Below are 18,241 nucleotides of genomic sequence, written 5' to 3' on the forward strand. Positions count from 1 at the left end.
CTTCTCTGTCCCGAACAGGGATCAGGTTCTTCTCGTGCTCAGCACTTCCGTCAGCCTCACGCCAAAGCGGGTGTCATCATTCTCCAGGATGGTGATCTCACCCTTGCCGATGCGGCGGCCATTGACCACGATTTCCACAGGCTCGCCGATCTTCTTGTCGAGTGCGATCGTGGCGCCTTCTTCAAGGCTCATCAGGCCGGAGACCTGCATGCGGCTTGTTCCGAGCACGATTTCAACGTCGATCGGGATATCCATGATCAGGTCGAGGTTGGCATCGAGGGCACTGCCCGGCTCCTGATACGTGGAATCGGTTGATGAGCTGTCGAACGCATTGCCGCCGAACTCGTTACCGCCGAAATCGCCGCTGCCGAAATCCGCATCTTCGCCGAAACTTGCAGCCTGGGTTTCGAAGCCGCCACCAAACGACGGAGCATCGGCTGAAAAATCGCTGGTGCCGGACGCGCTGAAATCGGCATCGAAGCCTGGCACTCCGCCGTCGGCGTCAGATTTCAGGACGCCGCGCAGATCATCGATTGCCTGATCCAGTTCGGCCTCATTGCCGACAGGCATCAGCGGGTCGTCGGTGAAAGATGTCTTCTTCGTAGCCATGCGATCATTATTCCTGTTGAAACTTGCGTCAGCCTGCCTTGTCATGGCGCGGACGGAACCGGGTCTAGCCTATCAGGTGCCTTAAAATTTCGTCGTCGGTACTGATATTATCCTTTACACGGACTGTATAACGCTCGCCGGATCGTCCAAATTCGCACGAATACATATCCTTGCCGTTGGCGCTGACCTGGGCACGGACATCCCCCTTGTCCTGGAAGGCGATCACGTCGCCGGCAGCGAGCCGTGCGATCGTGCCAAGCGTCAGCTTCTGCAAGCGGATGCGGGCCTCGAGGGTCACATGCGAGCGGCGAACCTGCTCGTTCATGCGATCCGTCCACTCCTGCCTGGCCTTCGACACCTGTCCCTTGGCTTTCGGTGCCACAACCTTTGTCTTGAGAAATGCGCGCTGCGGGATGATGAGCGCGAATTCCGAGGTAATTGCTCCAAGTTCGAGTGCCATGCGGATCGCTACGCCAAACTCGGGACGGTCAATTTCTTCAGGCTTCGGTCTGTCTTCTGCGTTGTGGGGGCGCTCCAGGCTGGCTTCGAAACCGCCCGGCGCGTTGACGCCGGAACGAAGCACATTGGCGATCCGTTCGAAAACCATCACCGCAAGATCGAGTTCGATATCGGAAAGCGGGCGGTCTATGGGCTGCGTGACCGTGTCGGCGGCGGCGCCCAGCATCAATTCCATCAGCGCGATGACGAAACCGTTGCCGCAGGCGAGTACAAAATTCGGAGACCAGTTGCGAAGGCTCCCATCGGATAGGGCGAAACCGTCGCCGAGATCGGCAATCAGGTCGTTCATCAGGCCCGACGTGCAGCTCACGTAGGAGACGCCGATCCGTATGCCGGTTTCGCTGTGAAAGACGTCCGGCAGGAACTCGATATACAGTTGTGCGAATTCGCTGCTGATGCTTTCGATCGTCTTCTTGTCGCCGAGGCCGCCGGTCAGCTTTGCGAGAAGCGCCAGGTCCATCCCCTGCGCAGTTGGCTGGGTCGTTTGATTGGTCGTCATCATGCCGCCTTTTCACCACCAGGATTCATCATTTCCTGCTCGACCGAGTCGATGGAGGGTCGTTCCTTGTTGGAAATCGTCTTGCGTCCGTATTCGAGCGCGACCTGCGGCACGGAGCCGTTCATGTAGGCAAGCAAGGTCTGCTTGACGATGATGTAGAGCCGCTGCTGCTTGTTGCGGACGATCTTGATCTGCGAGCAAAGCGGGTTGCAGACGCAGTAGGACAGGAAGATGCCGAGCATGGTGCCGACGAGCGCCGCGCCGATGAGGCCGCCGAGGACTTCAGGCGATTCATTGATCTTGCTCATTGCTTTGATGACGCCGAGGACGGCCGCGATGATACCGATTGCCGGAAAGGAATCTCCGATTGCGATGATCGCGTGATAGGGCTTCATCTTGTCCTGGAGCATCGTGTCGAGCTCTTCGTCCATCAGGGCCTCGATCTCATGGGAGCGAGCGTTGCCGATGATGATCAGCCGCACATAGTCGCAGATGAATGCGGTGAGTTCCTTGTTTTTCAGCACGGTCGGAGCGGTCTGGAAGATCGAAGATTCGTCCGGATTGTCGATATGCGCTTCGATTTCGTTGCGCGACTTGGTCCTGAGGTCGCGCATCAAGGAATAGAGTACGCCGAGAACGTCGAGGTAATCGCGCTCTTTGGGAACGGCGTTCTTGAAGGCTTCGCCCATCGCCTTGCCGGAATCCTTCACCACCTTCATCGGATTGCCCATGATGAAGGCGCCTACGCCTGCGCCACCGATGATCATGAGCTCGAAGGGCTGAACGAGCACGTCGACATGGCCGCCCATGGCCATGAAGCCACCGAGAATACAGCCAACGGAGATGACAAATCCGATAATAATATTCATCGCGTACCTGTGCCCGATCGTTTTCGTATGGTTTCGGGATACGGCTTCTGGCTTGCGTGAGGCTGGTTGAGGAATCGCAAATTCGAAGGGGACAGGAACAGCTTCGCACAAGTCTTCGCGCATAGTTCTCGCCATGATCGGATCGGATTGCCCGCTCCGCAGCGCCGTCCGCCGCTCCGCGGACCTGGGGTAGAGAGCCATCGTGATCACGACCTATACCAGCTACACGATGATCAGCCGCGACTTGCCGAAGTCGCTGGCCCGCATTGCAGAGAAGCCGGATGTTGCGCGTGAGACGGAGTATTACCTTTCCAGGATCGCCAGCATCAAGACGATCGACGATTTCATGGCCGATACGCGCGTCTACAACTACGCGCTAAAGGCTCATGGCCTCGAGGACATGGCCTATGCCAAGGCCTTCATCCGAAAGGTGCTGACGGAAGGCACGACCGATGAGAACGCCTTTGCCAACAAGCTCTCCGACAGCCGTTATGCGTCGCTGGTCGAATCTCTGAATTTCGCCGCCTACGGATCGACAGCCACATCCTTTGACAAAGCGCAGAAAGGCGTTGTCGACAAGTTCCAGCGCCAGACGCTGGAGGAGGAGGCGGGCGAGGACAACATGGGCGTTCGCCTTGCCCTTTATTTTGAACGCATGGCGCCGACGATCAAGTCCGGCATGGAAATCCTCGCCGACGATGCGCTCTCGGAAGTGGTGCGTACCACATTGCAGCTCCCGGACGAGATCATTGGCGCCGATCTCGACCGCCAGGCCGAGTATATCGAAGATGCCGTCAGCATCGAGGATTTTCAGGATCCGGCGAAGGTCGGCAAATTCCTGGAGCGGTTCACCGCCATGTGGGAACTCGAAAATCCGTCCGACACGTCTGACCCCCTGGCGCCATTCAATGCTCCCTCGAACGGGATTTCAACGGACCTTCTGATCTCGATCAATAATCTGAAACTCGGAGGCAAATGATATGCAGTCCGGACTTTACGTCGGCATTTCTTCGCAAATCGCGCTCGAGCGCCGCTTGAACACGATCGCCGACAACATGGCCAACATGAACACCGTTGGTTTCCGTTCGACGGAAGTCAAGTTCGACGAGGTCTTGAGCAAAACCCAGAATGATATCAGCGCGAAGATTGCCTTCGTCACCCAGGGCAATGATTACCTGTCGACCCGCACCGGCGAACTCCAGAGAACAGGTAATCCGCTGGATTTCGCCATCAAGGGCAATGCCTGGTTCGCGATCGACACCCCGGCCGGCCAAGTGCTGACCCGCGACGGTCGCTTCACCATGGACGAGACCGGGCAGCTTCGCTCCAGCCAGGGTTTTCCGGTTCTCGATGCGGGGGGCGCACCGATCCAGCTCAACCGCGAAGCCGGCCCGCCGACGGTGGGTGCTGATGGCATCATCTTGCAGAACGACCAGCCGGTTGCCACCATCGGTCTCTTCACGGCCGACCTTTCCAAGGGGTTCAACCGTTACGAGAATTCAGGCGTCATCTTCGTGGATAACCCGCAGCCGGTTCTGGAAGGAATGGAGAACTCGGTGGTCCAGGGCTACGTCGAACAGTCCAACGTCAACGGTATCGGCGAGATGACGGAACTCATCCAGGTCAACCGGGCTTTCGAGAGCATCTCGGCACTGATGCGCGACAGCGAATCTTCGATGAACGATGCCATCAGGACGCTCGGCGGCTCCAACAGCTAACAACAGGAAAATAGGCCCGCCATGATGGAAGCGGCTATCCTCAATGCAGTCAACGGCGGCAAGCTGGCACAGCTTGCGGGCCTTTCCGCGCGTTATGCAGATCCTGTGTTCTCCGTCGCCCATGGTGGTCATGTCAGGACCATCGCGGCGGGACATTACACGGTCGCCGGCCTTTCGAAACATGTGCGGCTTGGGGAATTCGTCGCGCACCGCAGTGCGACCGGCATTCACCTGGGCGAGGTGGTGCGCGTCGAGCCGGATGTGGTCTTCGTCTGCCCGATCGAACCGGGAGAGCCGATCGGCATCGGCGACACGGTCATCCGCAAGGGCGCGTTTCGCGTTGCACCGGACAATAGCTGGTGCGGCCGGACGATCAATTCGCTCGGGGAGCCGATTGACGGAAAGGGGCCGCTTGCGCGCGGTCTTGCTCCGCGTTCGATCGCCAATACCGCGCCGCCGTCCATGTCGCGCAGCCGCGTCGAAAAGGGCTTCAAGACCGGGGTGAGGGCAGTCGATATATTTTCGCCACTCTGCCTCGGCCAGCGCCTTGGCATTTTTGCCGGCTCCGGCGTCGGCAAGTCGACGCTTCTGTCGATGCTCGCCAGGGCCGACGCCTTCGACAAAGTGGTGATCGCCCTGGTCGGCGAACGCGGTCGCGAAGTGCGCGAATTCATCGAGGATACGTTGGGCGACAACATGGCGAAGTCGATCGCGGTCGTCGCGACCAGCGATGAGAGTCCGATGCTGCGCAAGATGGCGCCACTGGTGGCAATCACTATCGCAGAACATTTCCGCGACCAGGGGGACAATGTCCTCTTCATCGCCGACAGCATCACCCGCTTTGCCCACGCGATCCGCGAGGTGGCGGTCGCATCCGGCGAGCCGCCGATCGCCCGCGGTTACCCCGCCTCGGTTTTCACCGAACTGCCGCGCCTGCTTGAACGGGCCGGTCCGGGCGTCGAGGGTACCGGCACGATCACGGCGATCATCTCGATCCTCGTCGACGGCGATAACCACAATGATCCGATCGCCGATTCGACGCGCGGTATTCTGGACGGGCATATCGTCCTCGACCGCTCGCTTGCCGAGGAAGGGCGCTATCCACCGATCAATCCGCTCGCCTCGATCTCGCGCCTTGCCCGCAAGGCCTGGACGGACGACCAGGAAAAGCTGGTGTCGCGGCTGAAGTCGCTGGTGCATCGCTACGAGGAAACGCGCGACCTGCGTCTGATCGGCGGCTATCGGGCCGGCAGCGATCCTGACCTGGACATGGCGATCAAGCAGGTCCCGGTCATCTATGAGGTCCTGAAGCAGACACCGGGAGAGAAGCCTGCTCTCGACGCCTATACGGATCTCGCAACCGCGCTCAGGGCTGCGGCAGGGCAGGGCAATCCGCCCTCCGCCATAGCAAGAAGGTGATATGATGAGCGGTGACAGGAACAGGGAAACAGCAGGATCGTCGTCGCGGATGGGCGACAGGATGTTGGCCGCGACGGGTATCGCACTTGCTGCAGCGTCCGCCTTCTTTCCCTGGTACGTTTTCCTGAACGCGGACAAATTCGGAATCCGGACCGAATCGCTTGGCCGCACGCGTGACCTGCCTCCGGGCATAGGGCGGCCGGTGGTCAGCGTCTCGCCACTTGCCATGACCGACAGCTCCAAGGATGACTGGCCCGTTCCGATCGGGTCGGCTGATGCGCTGACCACGGCCACCACGTCCTCGCTGGGTGAGACTCGCGAAAACGGAACCTTTCGAGAGGAACAGCCGCTCCCCGGAAGGGGCGATTTCCGGCTGCTGCATGTAGCCAACGGTCGAGCGCTGATCGAGGACGGTTCCGGCATGTACATGGTTCGGGTCGGTTCGAGCCTGCCCGACAACAGCAAGCTTGCCGCGCTGGAGCAGCGTGACGGCCGCTGGGTGATCATCACGTCCACAGGAGACGTCTATCAGGACACAGGTGCGGCCGGTCCGTAAGTCCGACGCAAGGTTACCGGCCTAGGCTTCGGATAAAAGATGGAGAGAAGCCTATGCAACCGATTCAACTGTTCGAAATGGCAGCACGTCAGGCCGATTGGCTCTCGGTGCGCCAGGAAGTTGTTGCGGGCAACATCGCCAATGCCAACACGCCCAAATACAAGGCGAAGGACGTAACGCCGTTCGAGGCCGTTCTCGATAAGGCATATATTCCCATGGCCCGCACCCATCCCGGCCATATCGCCTCGAACGATCTCAGCGAAGAGGTCGAGCTCAAGGAATCGGAACTGAACGAAGAAATCGGCGTGCAGGAATCCGGCAATACCGTCTCGCTTGCGGAAGAGCTGTCGAAGACGGGCGAAATCAAGCGTCAATACGAACTGAGCACAGGTCTGGTGAAGTCGTTTCACAGCATGATGCTGCTGACAGTAAAGAGGTAAGCAAATGGATCCGCTTTCAGCCTCCCTGAAGATCGCTGGATCGGGAATGGAGGCCCAGGCCACGCGCCTCCGCATCGTTTCCGAAAATATCGCCAATGCCCGCTCCACCGGCGATACGCCGGGTGCGGACCCCTATCGCCGCAAGCTCATCACCTTCGGTGCCGAACTGGACCGGGCGAGCGGCGTAGACGTGGTCGCGGTCAAGAAGTTGGGCGTCGACCAGTCCAAATTCGTCGAGGAATATGACCCTGACCATCCGGCCGCCGACGAGAAGGGCATGGTCAAGCTGCCAAACGTCAACATGCTCATCGAGATGGCCGATATGCGGGAAGCGAACCGTTCATACGATGCCAATCTCCAGACCATCAAGCAGACGCGTGAGCTGATCGCCGCGACGATTGACCTTCTGAAGGCCGGACAATGATCGATAAGATTCAGAACGTAAGCTCCCTTTCGCTCTCCAACGGGATTGAGGAGATCTCTTCCGAGAAGAATTCCGTGCTCGGATCGACCGCGCTCACGCCCGGTCAGAACACGGGCATGAACTTCGCACAAGTCCTTGGCGACATGGCAACCGACACGATGAACAGCCTGAAGGGTGCCGAAGCGATGTCCTTCAAGGCCATTCAGGGCAAGGCGAATACGCGCGAGGTCGTGGATGCGGTGCTGGAGGCCCAGCAGTCGCTTCAGACGGCCATGGCGCTGCGGGACAAGATCGTCTCCGCCTATCTCGAAATCACGAAAATGCCGATTTAAAGCTTTGAGGACGAAGACATGAGAGCGCTTTCCGTCGCCGCAACGGGCATGGATGCCCAGCAGACCAATCTCGAAGTCATTGCGAACAATATCGCCAACATCAATACGACGGGCTACAAGCGTGCTCGCGCAGAGTTCTCCGATCTGCTCTATCAAAGCGAGCGCGCGCAGGGCGTGCCGAACCGCGCCAATCAGGCGATCGTGCCGGAAGGCGCCAATATCGGCCTAGGTGTGCAGACGTCTGCGGTGCGCAACATCCATACACAGGGTGAACTGGCGCACACCGAAAACGATCTGGACGTCGCAATCGTCGGTCGAGGCTGGTATCAGATCCAGGCTCCGGATGGGACGACGCTCTACAGCCGCGCCGGCGCCTTCAACAAGAATGCCGAGGGCCAAATGGTCACGATCGACGGTTATGCGGTCGTTCCCAACATTACCTTCCCCGCGGATGTGAGCGAAACGCAGATCACCCGCACGGGTCAGGTCATGGTTCGCATCGGTAATTCCACTGATTTCACCGAAATCGGTCAGCTCACCATCGCCAATTTTGTCAACGAGGCTGGTCTCCAGCCGCTCGGTGACAATCTGTTCGCGCAGACTGCCGCATCCGGCGAGCCGATCGTTGCGGTGCCCGAGGATCCGGGCTTCGGTTATCTGAAGCAGGGTTATCTGGAAAGCTCCAACGTCGACGCGGTCAAGGAGATCACCGATCTGATCTCCGCCCAGCGCGCTTACGAGATGAATTCCAAGGTCATCACTACCGCAGATGAGATGGCGCAGATCGTCAGCAAGAACCTGAAATAAAACAGGAGGCAGGCAGACATGAGGTTTCGCCGGAAAAATGCGATTGGCGCCGGGTTGGCTGTGCCCATTCTGGCCGCACTTCTTGCCGGGGCGGGGACACCGGTCCTGGCCCAGATGGGCACGGCCGTTGTGCCGATCCGGACCATTTATCCCGGCGAAGAGATCAGCAGGGGCAGCGTCGAAGAGGTCGATGTCACCAATCCGAATCTCTCCGGCGAATATGCGCGAGAGTCCAGGGAAGTCGTCGGCATGGTGGCGAAGCGGACCCTGCTGCCAGGCCGCACCATCCCGCCATCGGCACTTCGCGAAGCTTTTGCTGTGACCCGCGGCTCATCTGTCCGGCTGGTGTTTACGATCGGCAACTTGAACATTTCCGCCTCCGGAACGCCGCTTGAGAATGCTGCGATTGGTGATGTCATCCGCGTTCGCAACATCGATTCGGGCGTTACGGTGAGTGGTACCGTTATGGCCGACGGTACGATCCAGGTGATGGCGAAATGAGAAAGAACTGCCTCCTCGCCATTCTTGCCCTCGTCGGCTCTCTTCTGGGCGCTGCACCGGCTGCGACCCAGAACGCACCCATCGCCGCGCGCATCAAGGATATCGCATCGTTGCAATCGGGCCGCGACAACCAGCTCATTGGCTATGGTCTTGTCGTCGGCCTGCAAGGCACCGGCGACAGCTTGCGCTCGTCGCCTTTCACCGACCAGTCCATGCGGGCCATGTTGCAGAATCTCGGCATTTCGATGCAGGGCAGCCAGTCCAACGCCAAGAACGTCGCGGCTGTCATGGTCACGGCCAACCTGCCGCCTTTCGCGAGCCCCGGCAGCCGCATCGACGTAACTGCCAGTTCGCTCGGCGACGCGACGTCGCTGCGCGGCGGCACGCTGGTCATGACGTCACTTTCGGGTGCGGATGGGCAGATCTATGCGGTGGCCCAGGGTGCGCTGGTCGTGTCTGGTTTCTCGGCGCAGGGCCAGGCGGCAACGCTGACGGAAGGTGTTACGACGGCAGGCCGAGTTCCGAACGGCGCCATCATCGAACGGGAGCTGCCTTCCAGGTTCAAGGATTCCGTCAACCTGGTTCTGCAGCTTCGCAATCCGGACTTCTCGACGGCGGTGCGTGTGTCCGATGCCGTCAATGCTTTTGCGGCGCGCCGTTATGGCGGACCGATTGCCGATCCGCGCGATAGCCAGGAGGTAATCATCGCCAAGCCGAAGACCGCCGACCTCACCCGGCTGATGGCCGAGATTGAAAATCTGGTGGTCGAAACCGATACCCCAGCCAAGGTCGTCGTCAACGAGCGCACCGGTACGATCGTCATCGGTTCGGACGTGAAGATATCGCGCGTCGCAGTGAGCTACGGCACGCTGACGGTGCAGGTTACGGAGACCCCGCAGGTGATCCAGCCGGAGCCGTTCTCCCGGGGTCAGACGGCGGTACAGCCTCAAACGGATATCATGGCCATGAAGGACGGTGGTCAGGTCGCGATCCTGAACGGACCGGATCTGCGCACGCTTGTCGCGGGCCTCAACAGCATCGGCGTCAAGCCGGACGGCATCATCGCCATCCTGCAGGGCATCAAGTCCGCTGGCGCCCTTCAAGCGGAGCTCGTCCTGCAATGACCGAGACCCTCTTCACCGTTTCCGTATCAAGAACGCTGGCTCGCCGCGTTCTCGCCGCCGCGACCGTCCTGACGCTGGTCTCCCAGGTGGGAGCACAACAGCCGGCGACGGTTTCCGAAACCTCGACCGGCGACGAGATTCAGAAATTCTGCACCAATATTGCAGATGCGGCGCGCGACCAGCGCTACCTCCTGCAGAAGCAGGAGTTGGAGAAGCTGCAGTCGGATGTCGACGAGCGTATCAGGACGCTTGAAGACCGCACGGCTGAATATCAGGACTGGCTGAAGCGCCGCAACGATTTCCTGGCACGCGCCGAGGCCGGCCTGGTCGACATCTTCAAGACGATGAAGCCGGACGCCGCCGCGCCGCAGCTCGAAGAGATGCGGATGGAGATCGCCGCGGCGATCATCATGCAGCTTCCGGCGCGCCAGTCCGCCCTGTTCCTGAGCGAGATGGACCCGCAAAAGGCCGGCATGATCTCGACGATCATTTCCAGCGCTTCCGATCCGAATACGTCGAAAACACCTCCCAATACTCCGAAAGCGCCCTCATGACGAAACGCATTCCCGCCATCATGGCTTGTCTCCTTCTGGCAGGCTGCAACAGCCAGACCATCAAGGAGATCGGCAATGCGCCGGCGATGAGCCCGATCGGCAGCGGTCTGCAATATGCGCAGACGCCGCAGATGTCGTCCTACCCGAAGCAGCCGCGGCAGCTTGCAAGCGGCTATTCGCTTTGGAGTGACAGTCAGGCGGCGCTCTTCAAGGATGCCCGCGCGCTGAACGTTGGCGATATTCTGACCGTCGATATCCAGATCAACGACCGTGCCTCCTTTGACAACGAGACGGAGCGCACCCGCAAGAATGCCACGGGGCTTTCCTGGCAACTTGGTGTGAGCAATCTTTTCGGCTGGACGCCGGAGGCGGAGGCGACTGGCGATCTCGGTTCCGATTCCAATACGGATTCACACGGTAAGGGCTCGACGGAACGCTCCGAGCGGCTGAAGCTACTCGTGGCAGCGGTCGTCACCGGCATCCTTGAGAACGGCAATCTGTTGATCAGCGGCTCTCAGGAGGTCCGCGTCAATCACGAAATCCGCATCCTCAACGTCGCCGGTATCGTTCGCCCGCAGGATGTCGATTCCAACAACATGATCTCTTATGAGAAAATCGCCGAAGCCCGCATCTCCTACGGTGGCCGAGGTCGCCTGATGGAGGTCCAGCAGCCTCCGGTGGGGCAGCAGGTCGTCGATCTGTTCTCGCCCTTCTGATGGATACGGATGAGGGTCTCTTGATTTGAAGGTTGAAGACCATGGCGGAAGAAACACAGGCAGCCGAAGCCGGCAGCAAGAAGAATACCGTGATGGTGCTTGCGGGTGTCGCGATCCTGACGCTGGTTGGCGCCGCCGGCGGCTGGGTTGTCGGCGGAATGATCGCGCCGAAGGAACCAGGCCCCGAGGCTCAGCAGGAGGCCGCTGCTGCAGGCGGCGAGCATGGCGAAGGCAAGAAGGACGAAGGGCTTCCGCATATCTCCACGCCGGAGAATGGCGTCGTCCTTCTGGAGCCGATCACGACCAATCTCGCCTATCCGTCTGAAAACTGGATACGGCTTGAAGTGGCGCTTGCTTTCAAGGGGCCGCCGGAACTGCCCCTCGCGGAGAATATCCATCAGGACATCCTTGCCTATATGCGTACTGTTTCGCTGCAGCAGATCGAGGGGCCGCGTGGCTTTCAGTATCTCAAGGACGATATCCAGGAGCGCATCGACCTGCGCTCGCAGGGCAAGGTTGCCAAGGTGATGTTCCGAACGTTCGTGATCGAATGATGGTTGCCGTTTCGTCAGTCCGGGAAAGCGCAACTGGGCATGTCAGTCGTATTCGGTCGCTGGGACGGAAAGCCATATGAACACCACAAGCCCCGTGCAAGTGTGGGCTGCTTAGTTCAGCCTTGAAACTCCGGAACCGTACCGCAAGATGACCACCAGAATCTTCTACACAAAGCCCTCCATAACCGAACTGGAAATGCGCTATGCGGCGGATGCGGTGGCGACCGGCTGGGGTGCGAAGTGCTACGACTACATTAACCGGTTCGAGCGGACTTTTTGCGAACATCTGGGCGTGCGCTACGCGATCGCGACATCGAGTTGCACCGGCGCCATGCATATGGGCCTTGCGGCGCTGGATGTCGGCCCGGGCGACGAAGTGATCCTGGCCGATACGAACTGGATCGCAACCGCAGCGCCGATCGTACACCTCGGCGCCACGCCGGTGTTCGTCGATATTCTCCCCGACACCTGGTGTCTGGATCCGGTTCAGGTCGAACGGCATATCACCCCCCGGACGAAGGCGATCGTTGCAACCCATATCTACGGCAATCTGTGTGATATGGAGGCGCTGCTCGCGATCGGGGAAAGACATGGTGTCGCGGTTGTCGAGGATGCGGCGGAGGCATTGGGTTCGGCCATAAACGGCAGGCGGGCCGGTTCGATGGGTCGCTTCGGTACCTTTTCCTTCCATGGCACGAAAACGGTGACGACCGGCGAGGGCGGCATGTTCGTCACCAACGATGCCGATCTTTACGAACGTGTCCTCACCCTCAGCAATCACGGCAGGGCACGAGGCCAGACCAAGCAGTTCTGGCCGGATATGATCGGCTTCAAGTACAAGATGTCGAATGTTCAGGCCGCCATAGGCTGCGGGCAGCTCGAACGCATAGAGGAACTGGCCGCGCGCAAGCGCGACATCCTGAATATATATAAGGCGAAGCTCTCCGGCATTTCCGGCATCGCGCTCAATCCGGAACACGAAGGGACCGTCAACGGCGCCTGGATGCCGACGGTCGTATTCTCCGAGACATGGGGAATAACCAGCGACGATCTCCAGAAGGCCTTCCACGCCGCGGATATCGACGCGCGCGTCTTCTTTCACCCTCTGTCGAGCTTGCCGATGTTCGAGGAACAGCGGCACGCAGGAAATGTCTATAATGTGAACGCCTGGAGTATTCCGCAGCGTGCCATCAATCTTCCTAGCTACCATGACATGACGGAAGAGGACCTCAACCGAGTGGCGAATACACTTCTTGATCTCCTCGCGGTCCACAGCCGCCAATCCCGGTCAGTTGCCGGAAAGAAATGAATAATCCACCTAAAGACAGGGCTTTGGAATCAGATGACCACCAAGGATGATCGCCTCGAATTTGAAGAGCACAAGAGGCAGATGTCTCTGGCTTTGGGCAAGGATGAGGCCGCTTTCCGGCAGTCGCTGGATACCCTCATCACGCTCGACAAACACGATTACTTCTATCTCTGGTCCTGGATGGGACTGCCGATCATCCAGACGCCGGCGGATATCATGGCGACCCAGGAAGTGATTTGGAACACCAAGCCGGATGTGATCATCGAGACCGGCATTGCCCGCGGCGGTTCGTTGATCTTCATGGCGTCGCTCTTCGCGGCGATGGGCAAAACCGACGGAAAGGTGATCGGCGTCGATATCGACATTCGCGCGCATAATCGTGAAGCGATCGAATCCCATCCGCTCTCCCGCCACATCACGATGATCCAGGGTGGTTCGGTGGATGCGGATATCCTTGAGGCAGTGAAAGCCGAAATTCCTGCCGGTGCGCGTGTGATGGTGGTGCTGGATAGCGACCACTCACGTAATCATGTTCTTGCTGAATGCCGCGCCTACGGCCCGCTGGTGACGGAGGGATGTTACCTGGTCGTGGCCGATACTCTCATCGGTCATCTGACGCCCGAACAGGCCTTCACGAAGCGCTCGAAAGTCTGGCTGCAGGGTGACGAGCCGTTGCAGGCCCTCAAGGACTACATGGCCGAAAGCGACCTCTTCGAAGTCGATCCGGTGCTGAACGGCAAACTTGTCCTGTCCTCTTCACCGGGCGGCTATTGCGTCCGCAAGAGCACGAAGTAAGGCGAAAGAGGCCCCTCCGCCAGAAGGACATCGTCGGATGATGCTTTCCGATATGCTTCTGTTCAAGAACAATGCCGATCCGAGCACACGGCTTGCCGTCGCCATCCGCGACGAGACGGGCCGCTTGCTCGGAGAGCTGCAATGTCTGGACAAAGCCCTGGCAAGCGAGACCGGCCTGGTCGAGGAGCTGACGGATTGGCGCAACGCCGCCGGAACGTCATTCCTGACGCAGTTCGAGGCAAGGCCTGATAGAACGGCCACATGGCTCCGGAATGTTGTTCTCGCTGCTCCCGATCGTATCCTGTTCATCGTCAGGAGCACCGGCGGCGAACGCATCGGTCATATCGGGATCAGCAACATCTCTGACGAGAAGGCCGAGATCGATAACGTCATGCGTGGGCGCCTTTCCGGTGAAAGGCGCATGATGTTCTACAGCAGCGTGGCGCTGATCGCCTGGATATTCGAAACGCTTCGGGTGCCGGTTACGCAACTGCACGTGCTCTCGCTCAATACGGGGGCGATCAGGCTCTATGACCGTCTGGGTTTCGAGGAAGTCGAGCGCACGCCGCTCCGGCGCATCGATGAGCCGGATATGATCCGCTACACCACGCAGACCGACCACGGCTCGGCGGCCGGTTTCGACTACCTGCGGATGGAAATATCGGCAGAACGTTTCCGTCGACTTTATCCCTGGGCTTACGCGACCGGCTAAGCCGCAGCCAATTTTCTTCCGCATGGAATAGCAAAATGCATCGGCTGCCTTCTTGAGGGGCCTTCGACCGTGGTCGCGGTTCACATTATCTGATTTCCAAATGCGGAACCGCAGTCACGAATTTCGTTCCTTGCTCGGACAAAGAGGCGAGCTGCTGACGGACTTCTGCTGCGATGTTCCAGGGCAGGATCATTACATAATCCGGCCGGCGTTCGAAAATGACGTCCGGGTGCAGGATGGGAATATGGCTGCCGGGCATGAACTTGTCCTGTTTGGCGGCAGCGGCATCGCAGACGAAGGACAGGAGGTCGGGCTTGACGCCCGCGAAGTTCAGGAGCGTGTTGCCCTTCGCCGCAGCTCCATAGGCTGCCACTGTTTTTCCCTCGCGCTTCGCCTGCAGCAGGAAGGCTAGCGCGTCGTTCTTGGCCTGCTCCGCCTTGACCTGGAATTCGGCATAAGTCGCGGCTGTCCGCAGGCCTTGATATTCCTCCTCGCTGAGCAGCAGACCGACCGCATTGGTCGTCTGCCTCGGATCATCCGTGTGGCAGCCGTAAACCCGAAGGCTTCCGCCATGCGTCGGAAGTTCCTCGACATCGAAGACCCGCAAGCCTGCATTTTCGAAGATCTTCCCAACGGTGAAGAGGGAAAGATAGGAGAAATGCTCGTGATAAACGGTGTCGAACTGGTTCTGCTCGATCAGCCGCATGAGATGCGGGAATTCCAGTGTGATCGTACCGCCGGGCTTGAGCGCCGCCTTCAGGCCCCGTGTGAAATCATTGATATCCGGAACATGGGCATAGACATTGTTGCCGAGAATGAGGTCGGCGCTCCTGCCTTCATCGGCGAGCGTCTTGCCGAGGGCTTCACCGAAGAATTCCCGGAGCACCGGGATACCCAATACCTCTGCAGCCTCGGCCGTGCTCGCTGTGGGCTCGACCCCGAGGCAGGGAATGTTGGACGCGACGAAATTCTTCAGAAGGTAACCATCGTTCGAGGCGACTTCGATGACCATGCTTTCCTGACCAAGGCCAAGTCGTGTGGTGATCGTCTCGACATAGCGGGCCGCATGGGCGAGCCAGCTCCTCGATGCACTGGAGAAGTAGGCATATTCGGCACTGAAAAGCGATTCCGCGGAGGCGTAGTCCTCTGTCTGTACGAGCCAGCATTCCTCGCAAACCTTCAGCCTCAGCGGGAAATAGACTTCCGGCTTGGAGAGGTCCGCAGCGGTGAGATAGGCGTTGGACGGTGGCGCGAAGCCAAGGTCGAGGAAGTTGCAGCGAAGAGCGCTGCCGCAATGCCGGCACTTCATGGCGTCAGTCCCGTAAATTCTTCTGTCAGGTATGGATGGCGACGATCCCGCTCGGACATTTCGGTGATCTCCAGCGGCCAGCTAATTCCAAGCGCCTCATCCTGCGCATTCATTGCTCCTTCTGCGCCTGGCACGTAGGGCACCGAATGCAGATAGAGGAGTTCGCAGTCATCGGTGAGTGTCTGAAAACCGTGCGCAAAGCCCTCTGGTATCAGCAGCGACCGTCGATTGTCTGCGGAAAGCTCTTCCGCATGCCATCTGAGGTAGGTTGACGAATCGGCCCTCAGATCGACGGCGACATCCCAGACCGCGCCGCGGATGCAGTTGACCAGCTTCATTTCGGAATGTGGCGGATGCTGAAAATGCATGCCGCGCACCGTGCCTTTATGCGCCGTCATCGTAAGGTTGATCTGCGCGACCGGCTTGGCCCAGCCTGCCACAGCGAGTTCCCCTGCGCAGAACATGCGCGACAGGAAGCCACGTGAATCGCCAATGTTCTGGCGTTCGATGAGCTTCAGGCCGGTAAGCGGCAGATCGGTAATTGCGAAGCGGCTCAAGGACATGCCTCGTAATCGGTGATTTCGGCTTCGCAGAGCGCACGTGCATCGGCGCCGCCGTGCTGTGCGCGATACCATCTCATGGTCCGGTCGACGGCTTCCTTAAGCGGCCAGCGCGGTTCGATATTCAACATGTGCCGCGCCTTGGCCGTTTCCAGCGCAAGCCAACCCGCTTCGTGCGGCCCCTCGGTGCCATCGCCATATTGGACGTCTCCTGAGCCGTAGGAGGCTCGGGCGATCTCGATCACCTGACGCACGGATGCCGCCTCGTGGCTCACCGGTCCGAAGTTATATGCCTGAGCAAGGGTCGGATCGTTGCAGAGCCGTTCCGCGAGTACGAGATAGGCTGAGAGCGGCTCCAGCACGTGCTGCCACGGGCGTTTCGCCTCCGGCCGCCGGACATGCAGGGCCTTGCCGGACTGCCATGCGCGCGCCGCATCCGGCAGCAGCCGGTCCGTGGACCAGTCGCCGCCGCCGATCACGTTGCCGGCACGGGCGCTGGCGACAGCGACGCCTTGCTCGCGCAGAAAGGAGTCGCGATAGCTTGAAATGGTGATCTCTGCCGCCGCCTTGCTGGCGCTGTAGGGATCATGACCGCCGATCTGGTCCGTTTCCCGGTAAGGGAAGGCATGTTCGAGGTTCCGGTAGACCTTGTCTGTCGTGATTGCCACGACGACGCGCGCCGACGGGACCGAACGAACGGCTTCAAGCAGGTTCGCCGTGCCGAGCACATTCGTCGCGAACGTGCCGAGCGGGTCCTGATAACTCGGCCGCACCAGGGCCTGCGCGGCAAGATGCAGCACGATCTGGGGCGAGGCCATCCGGACGAGTTCGGCCAGCCTTGCCGCGTCGCGGATATCCTGGAAATGGCTTGCCGCAAGTTCCGGCCGTGCGAGCGTAAACAGGTTCGGCTCGGTTTCCGGCGGCAGCGAAATGCCGGTGACGCTTGCGCCGAGGCGCGCAAGCCAGATGGAGAGCCAGGTTCCCTTGAAGCCGGTATGTCCGGTCAGCAGAACACGCTTGCCCGCCCAGAAATCGGAGTTTGGCCGAACACAAGCTGTCACGGCCAGATCTTCCACGGTGCTTGTCCCGATGCCCAGAGATCCTCGAGCAGGTTCTTTTCGCGCAACGTGTCCATCGGCTGCCAGAAGCCCTCGTGCTCGTAGGCCATCAGCTCGCTCATGGCGGCGAGAGATGTCATCGGCGCGGCTTCCCACGGCGTGCTGTCGGCGTCGATGAGATCGATGGACTTGGGAGACAGGACGAAAAAGCCGCCGTTGATCATGCCGCCGTCACCACGCGGCTTTTCCACGAAGCCAGTGACTTGGCTGCCGTCGCGCTCCAGGGCACCGTAGCGACCAGGCGGATGAACGGCCGTTACCGTTGCCAGCCTGCCATGGGCGCGATGGAACTTGATCACTTCGGTAATGTTCACATCGCTCAACCCGTCGCCATAGGTGAAGCAGAAGCAATCCTCGTAGCGCAGATAATCTGCGACGCGTCTTAGGCGGCCGCCGGTCATCGTTGCTTCTCCGGTATCGATCAGCGTGACCTTCCACGGTTCGGCCGTGCGGCGGTGAACCTGCATCTCGTTATAGGCCATGTCGAAGGTGATATCTGACATATGCAGGAAGTAGTTCGCGAAATACTCCTTGATGACATAGCCCTTATATCCGCAGCAGATGATGAACTCGTTCACGCCGTGGGCGGAATAGAGCTTCATGATGTGCCAGAGGATCGGTCGGCCGCCGATCTCGATCATCGGCTTCGGCCTCAGGTGGGTTTCCTCGGAGATGCGGGTCCCGAGCCCGCCGGCCAGAATAACAGCTTTCACTTCTTTCTCTCTCAGCCCTCAGGGGCGGGTCTCTTGTCTTGGAAGTCCCATATTGTCCCTATCCCATCTATTGGGATGATTTGC

23 protein-coding genes are annotated in these 18,241 nt (G+C 59.7%); 16 read left to right on the forward strand and 7 right to left on the reverse strand.

Annotation, left to right across the window (positions count from 1 at the left end; genetic code table 11):
* Positions 1-21: 21 nt before the first annotated feature.
* The 3 genes from fliN to motA all read right to left on the reverse strand — a co-directional run bounded on the left by fliN (position 22) and on the right by motA (position 2,496).
* The gene (gene fliN, locus J2046_RS01830) at positions 22-609 is read right to left on the reverse strand and encodes a flagellar motor switch protein FliN (protein ID WP_210048575.1); all 588 of its coding nucleotides are present in this window, start codon (positions 607-609) and stop codon (positions 22-24) included.
* A 64-nt stretch (positions 610-673) separates the two neighbouring features.
* The gene (locus J2046_RS01835) at positions 674-1,627 is read right to left on the reverse strand and encodes a FliM/FliN family flagellar motor switch protein (protein ID WP_411828446.1); all 954 of its coding nucleotides are present in this window, start codon (positions 1,625-1,627) and stop codon (positions 674-676) included.
* Entirely contained in the window at positions 1,627-2,496 is an 870-nt protein-coding gene (gene motA / locus J2046_RS01840) for a flagellar motor stator protein MotA (RefSeq protein WP_037158790.1), read from the reverse strand. The genes J2046_RS01835 and motA overlap by 1 nt, the downstream gene beginning before the upstream one ends.
* Positions 2,497-2,698: 202 nt before the next feature.
* Between motA and J2046_RS01845 the strand changes: the two genes are divergently transcribed.
* The 16 genes from J2046_RS01845 (at position 2,699) to J2046_RS01920 (ending at position 14,457) form a co-directional block, all read left to right on the forward strand.
* The gene (locus J2046_RS01845) at positions 2,699-3,475 is read left to right on the forward strand and encodes a DUF1217 domain-containing protein (protein ID WP_210048579.1); all 777 of its coding nucleotides are present in this window, start codon (positions 2,699-2,701) and stop codon (positions 3,473-3,475) included.
* A 1-nt stretch (position 3,476) separates the two neighbouring features.
* Positions 3,477-4,214, forward strand: a complete 738-nt coding sequence (gene flgF, locus J2046_RS01850) for a flagellar basal-body rod protein FlgF (protein ID WP_210048589.1) — start codon at positions 3,477-3,479, stop codon at positions 4,212-4,214.
* A 21-nt stretch (positions 4,215-4,235) separates the two neighbouring features.
* Complete coding sequence (gene fliI / locus J2046_RS01855; protein WP_152601296.1) at positions 4,236-5,633, forward strand: flagellar protein export ATPase FliI; 1,398 nt, start codon at positions 4,236-4,238, stop codon at positions 5,631-5,633.
* Between the two features lie 4 nt (positions 5,634-5,637).
* On the forward strand, positions 5,638-6,189 hold the full coding sequence (locus tag J2046_RS01860) for a flagellar protein (RefSeq protein WP_411828447.1): 552 nt from the start codon (positions 5,638-5,640) through the stop codon (positions 6,187-6,189).
* A gap of 53 nt (positions 6,190-6,242) precedes the next feature.
* Positions 6,243-6,629 (forward strand): flagellar basal body rod protein FlgB, encoded by a 387-nt coding sequence (gene flgB / locus J2046_RS01865; protein ID WP_210048594.1) that lies wholly within the window; start codon positions 6,243-6,245, stop codon positions 6,627-6,629.
* Positions 6,630-6,633: 4 nt separating this feature from the next.
* Complete coding sequence (gene flgC / locus J2046_RS01870; RefSeq protein WP_210048602.1) at positions 6,634-7,053, forward strand: flagellar basal body rod protein FlgC; 420 nt, start codon at positions 6,634-6,636, stop codon at positions 7,051-7,053.
* Positions 7,050-7,385 carry a flagellar hook-basal body complex protein FliE gene (locus tag J2046_RS01875; RefSeq protein ID WP_210048604.1) on the forward strand — a complete coding sequence of 112 codons (336 nt, stop codon included), beginning with the start codon at positions 7,050-7,052 and terminating at the stop codon, positions 7,383-7,385. The genes flgC and J2046_RS01875 overlap by 4 nt, the downstream gene beginning before the upstream one ends.
* Before the next feature lie 18 nt (positions 7,386-7,403).
* Complete coding sequence (gene flgG / locus J2046_RS01880; RefSeq protein WP_210048606.1) at positions 7,404-8,192, forward strand: flagellar basal-body rod protein FlgG; 789 nt, start codon at positions 7,404-7,406, stop codon at positions 8,190-8,192.
* A gap of 18 nt (positions 8,193-8,210) precedes the next feature.
* Positions 8,211-8,693 (forward strand): flagellar basal body P-ring formation chaperone FlgA, encoded by a 483-nt coding sequence (gene flgA / locus J2046_RS01885; protein ID WP_210048608.1) that lies wholly within the window; start codon positions 8,211-8,213, stop codon positions 8,691-8,693.
* Positions 8,690-9,817, forward strand: a complete 1,128-nt coding sequence (locus J2046_RS01890) for a flagellar basal body P-ring protein FlgI (protein ID WP_210048616.1) — start codon at positions 8,690-8,692, stop codon at positions 9,815-9,817. Before flgA ends, J2046_RS01890 begins: the two co-directional genes overlap by 4 nt.
* Entirely contained in the window at positions 9,814-10,371 is a 558-nt protein-coding gene (locus J2046_RS01895) for a MotE family protein (protein ID WP_210048618.1), read from the forward strand. Before J2046_RS01890 ends, J2046_RS01895 begins: the two co-directional genes overlap by 4 nt.
* Positions 10,368-11,087, forward strand: coding sequence for a flagellar basal body L-ring protein FlgH (flgH, locus tag J2046_RS01900; RefSeq protein ID WP_210048620.1), 720 nt, complete (start codon positions 10,368-10,370; stop codon positions 11,085-11,087). The genes J2046_RS01895 and flgH overlap by 4 nt, the downstream gene beginning before the upstream one ends.
* 41 nt (positions 11,088-11,128) lie before the next feature.
* Complete coding sequence (locus J2046_RS01905) at positions 11,129-11,641, forward strand: flagellar basal body-associated FliL family protein (protein WP_210048622.1); 513 nt, start codon at positions 11,129-11,131, stop codon at positions 11,639-11,641.
* A gap of 148 nt (positions 11,642-11,789) precedes the next feature.
* Positions 11,790-12,950 (forward strand): DegT/DnrJ/EryC1/StrS family aminotransferase, encoded by a 1,161-nt coding sequence (locus tag J2046_RS01910; protein ID WP_210048624.1) that lies wholly within the window; start codon positions 11,790-11,792, stop codon positions 12,948-12,950.
* Positions 12,951-12,983: 33 nt separating this feature from the next.
* Positions 12,984-13,745, forward strand: a complete 762-nt coding sequence (locus J2046_RS01915) for a cephalosporin hydroxylase family protein (RefSeq protein WP_210048626.1) — start codon at positions 12,984-12,986, stop codon at positions 13,743-13,745.
* A 37-nt stretch (positions 13,746-13,782) separates the two neighbouring features.
* Complete coding sequence (locus J2046_RS01920; RefSeq protein WP_210048628.1) at positions 13,783-14,457, forward strand: GNAT family N-acetyltransferase; 675 nt, start codon at positions 13,783-13,785, stop codon at positions 14,455-14,457.
* 85 nt (positions 14,458-14,542) lie between these two features.
* Here the strand turns inward: J2046_RS01920 and J2046_RS01925 are convergent, their stop codons facing one another.
* The 4 genes from J2046_RS01925 to rfbF are packed head-to-tail and all read right to left on the reverse strand — an operon-like array spanning position 14,543 to position 18,157.
* Entirely contained in the window at positions 14,543-15,766 is a 1,224-nt protein-coding gene (locus tag J2046_RS01925) for a class I SAM-dependent methyltransferase (RefSeq protein ID WP_210048629.1), read from the reverse strand.
* Positions 15,763-16,323 (reverse strand): dTDP-4-dehydrorhamnose 3,5-epimerase family protein, encoded by a 561-nt coding sequence (locus J2046_RS01930; protein ID WP_411828448.1) that lies wholly within the window; start codon positions 16,321-16,323, stop codon positions 15,763-15,765. The genes J2046_RS01925 and J2046_RS01930 overlap by 4 nt, the downstream gene beginning before the upstream one ends.
* Positions 16,320-17,402: a CDP-glucose 4,6-dehydratase gene (rfbG, locus tag J2046_RS01935; protein ID WP_210048633.1), complete on the reverse strand. Its 1,083-nt coding sequence runs from the start codon at positions 17,400-17,402 to the stop codon at positions 16,320-16,322. The genes J2046_RS01930 and rfbG overlap by 4 nt, the downstream gene beginning before the upstream one ends.
* The gene (gene rfbF, locus J2046_RS01940) at positions 17,384-18,157 is read right to left on the reverse strand and encodes a glucose-1-phosphate cytidylyltransferase (protein WP_037158745.1); all 774 of its coding nucleotides are present in this window, start codon (positions 18,155-18,157) and stop codon (positions 17,384-17,386) included. Before rfbF ends, rfbG begins: the two co-directional genes overlap by 19 nt.
* Positions 18,158-18,241: the final 84 nt, after the last annotated feature.

This window comes from Neorhizobium petrolearium, assembly GCF_017873175.1.
In the GTDB taxonomy this organism is placed as follows: Bacteria; Pseudomonadota; Alphaproteobacteria; order Rhizobiales; family Rhizobiaceae; genus Neorhizobium; species Neorhizobium petrolearium.

What these genes read in the sequence shown, in the direction of transcription:
- J2046_RS01875 (WP_210048604.1), top strand. Translation starts at nt 7,050, where the DNA reads ATGATCGATAAGATTCAGAACGTAAGCTCCCTTTCGCTCTCCAACGGG.
- J2046_RS01895 (WP_210048618.1), top strand. Translation starts at nt 9,814, where the DNA reads ATGACCGAGACCCTCTTCACCGTTTCCGTATCAAGAACGCTGGCTCGC.
- flgF (WP_210048589.1), top strand. Translation starts at nt 3,477, where the DNA reads ATGCAGTCCGGACTTTACGTCGGCATTTCTTCGCAAATCGCGCTCGAG.
- J2046_RS01890 (WP_210048616.1), top strand. Translation starts at nt 8,690, where the DNA reads ATGAGAAAGAACTGCCTCCTCGCCATTCTTGCCCTCGTCGGCTCTCTT.
- flgH (WP_210048620.1), top strand. Translation starts at nt 10,368, where the DNA reads ATGACGAAACGCATTCCCGCCATCATGGCTTGTCTCCTTCTGGCAGGC.
- J2046_RS01910 (WP_210048624.1), top strand. Translation starts at nt 11,790, where the DNA reads ATGACCACCAGAATCTTCTACACAAAGCCCTCCATAACCGAACTGGAA.
- J2046_RS01920 (WP_210048628.1), top strand. Translation starts at nt 13,783, where the DNA reads ATGATGCTTTCCGATATGCTTCTGTTCAAGAACAATGCCGATCCGAGC.
- J2046_RS01860 (WP_411828447.1), top strand. Translation starts at nt 5,638, where the DNA reads ATGAGCGGTGACAGGAACAGGGAAACAGCAGGATCGTCGTCGCGGATG.
- flgA (WP_210048608.1), top strand. Translation starts at nt 8,211, where the DNA reads ATGAGGTTTCGCCGGAAAAATGCGATTGGCGCCGGGTTGGCTGTGCCC.
- J2046_RS01835 (WP_411828446.1), bottom strand. Translation starts at nt 1,627, where the DNA reads ATGACGACCAATCAAACGACCCAGCCAACTGCGCAGGGGATGGACCTG.
- flgC (WP_210048602.1), top strand. Translation starts at nt 6,634, where the DNA reads ATGGATCCGCTTTCAGCCTCCCTGAAGATCGCTGGATCGGGAATGGAG.
- fliN (WP_210048575.1), bottom strand. Translation starts at nt 609, where the DNA reads ATGGCTACGAAGAAGACATCTTTCACCGACGACCCGCTGATGCCTGTC.
- J2046_RS01905 (WP_210048622.1), top strand. Translation starts at nt 11,129, where the DNA reads ATGGCGGAAGAAACACAGGCAGCCGAAGCCGGCAGCAAGAAGAATACC.
- flgG (WP_210048606.1), top strand. Translation starts at nt 7,404, where the DNA reads ATGAGAGCGCTTTCCGTCGCCGCAACGGGCATGGATGCCCAGCAGACC.
- flgB (WP_210048594.1), top strand. Translation starts at nt 6,243, where the DNA reads ATGCAACCGATTCAACTGTTCGAAATGGCAGCACGTCAGGCCGATTGG.
- J2046_RS01915 (WP_210048626.1), top strand. Translation starts at nt 12,984, where the DNA reads ATGACCACCAAGGATGATCGCCTCGAATTTGAAGAGCACAAGAGGCAG.
- J2046_RS01925 (WP_210048629.1), bottom strand. Translation starts at nt 15,766, where the DNA reads ATGAAGTGCCGGCATTGCGGCAGCGCTCTTCGCTGCAACTTCCTCGAC.
- motA (WP_037158790.1), bottom strand. Translation starts at nt 2,496, where the DNA reads ATGAATATTATTATCGGATTTGTCATCTCCGTTGGCTGTATTCTCGGT.
- fliI (WP_152601296.1), top strand. Translation starts at nt 4,236, where the DNA reads ATGATGGAAGCGGCTATCCTCAATGCAGTCAACGGCGGCAAGCTGGCA.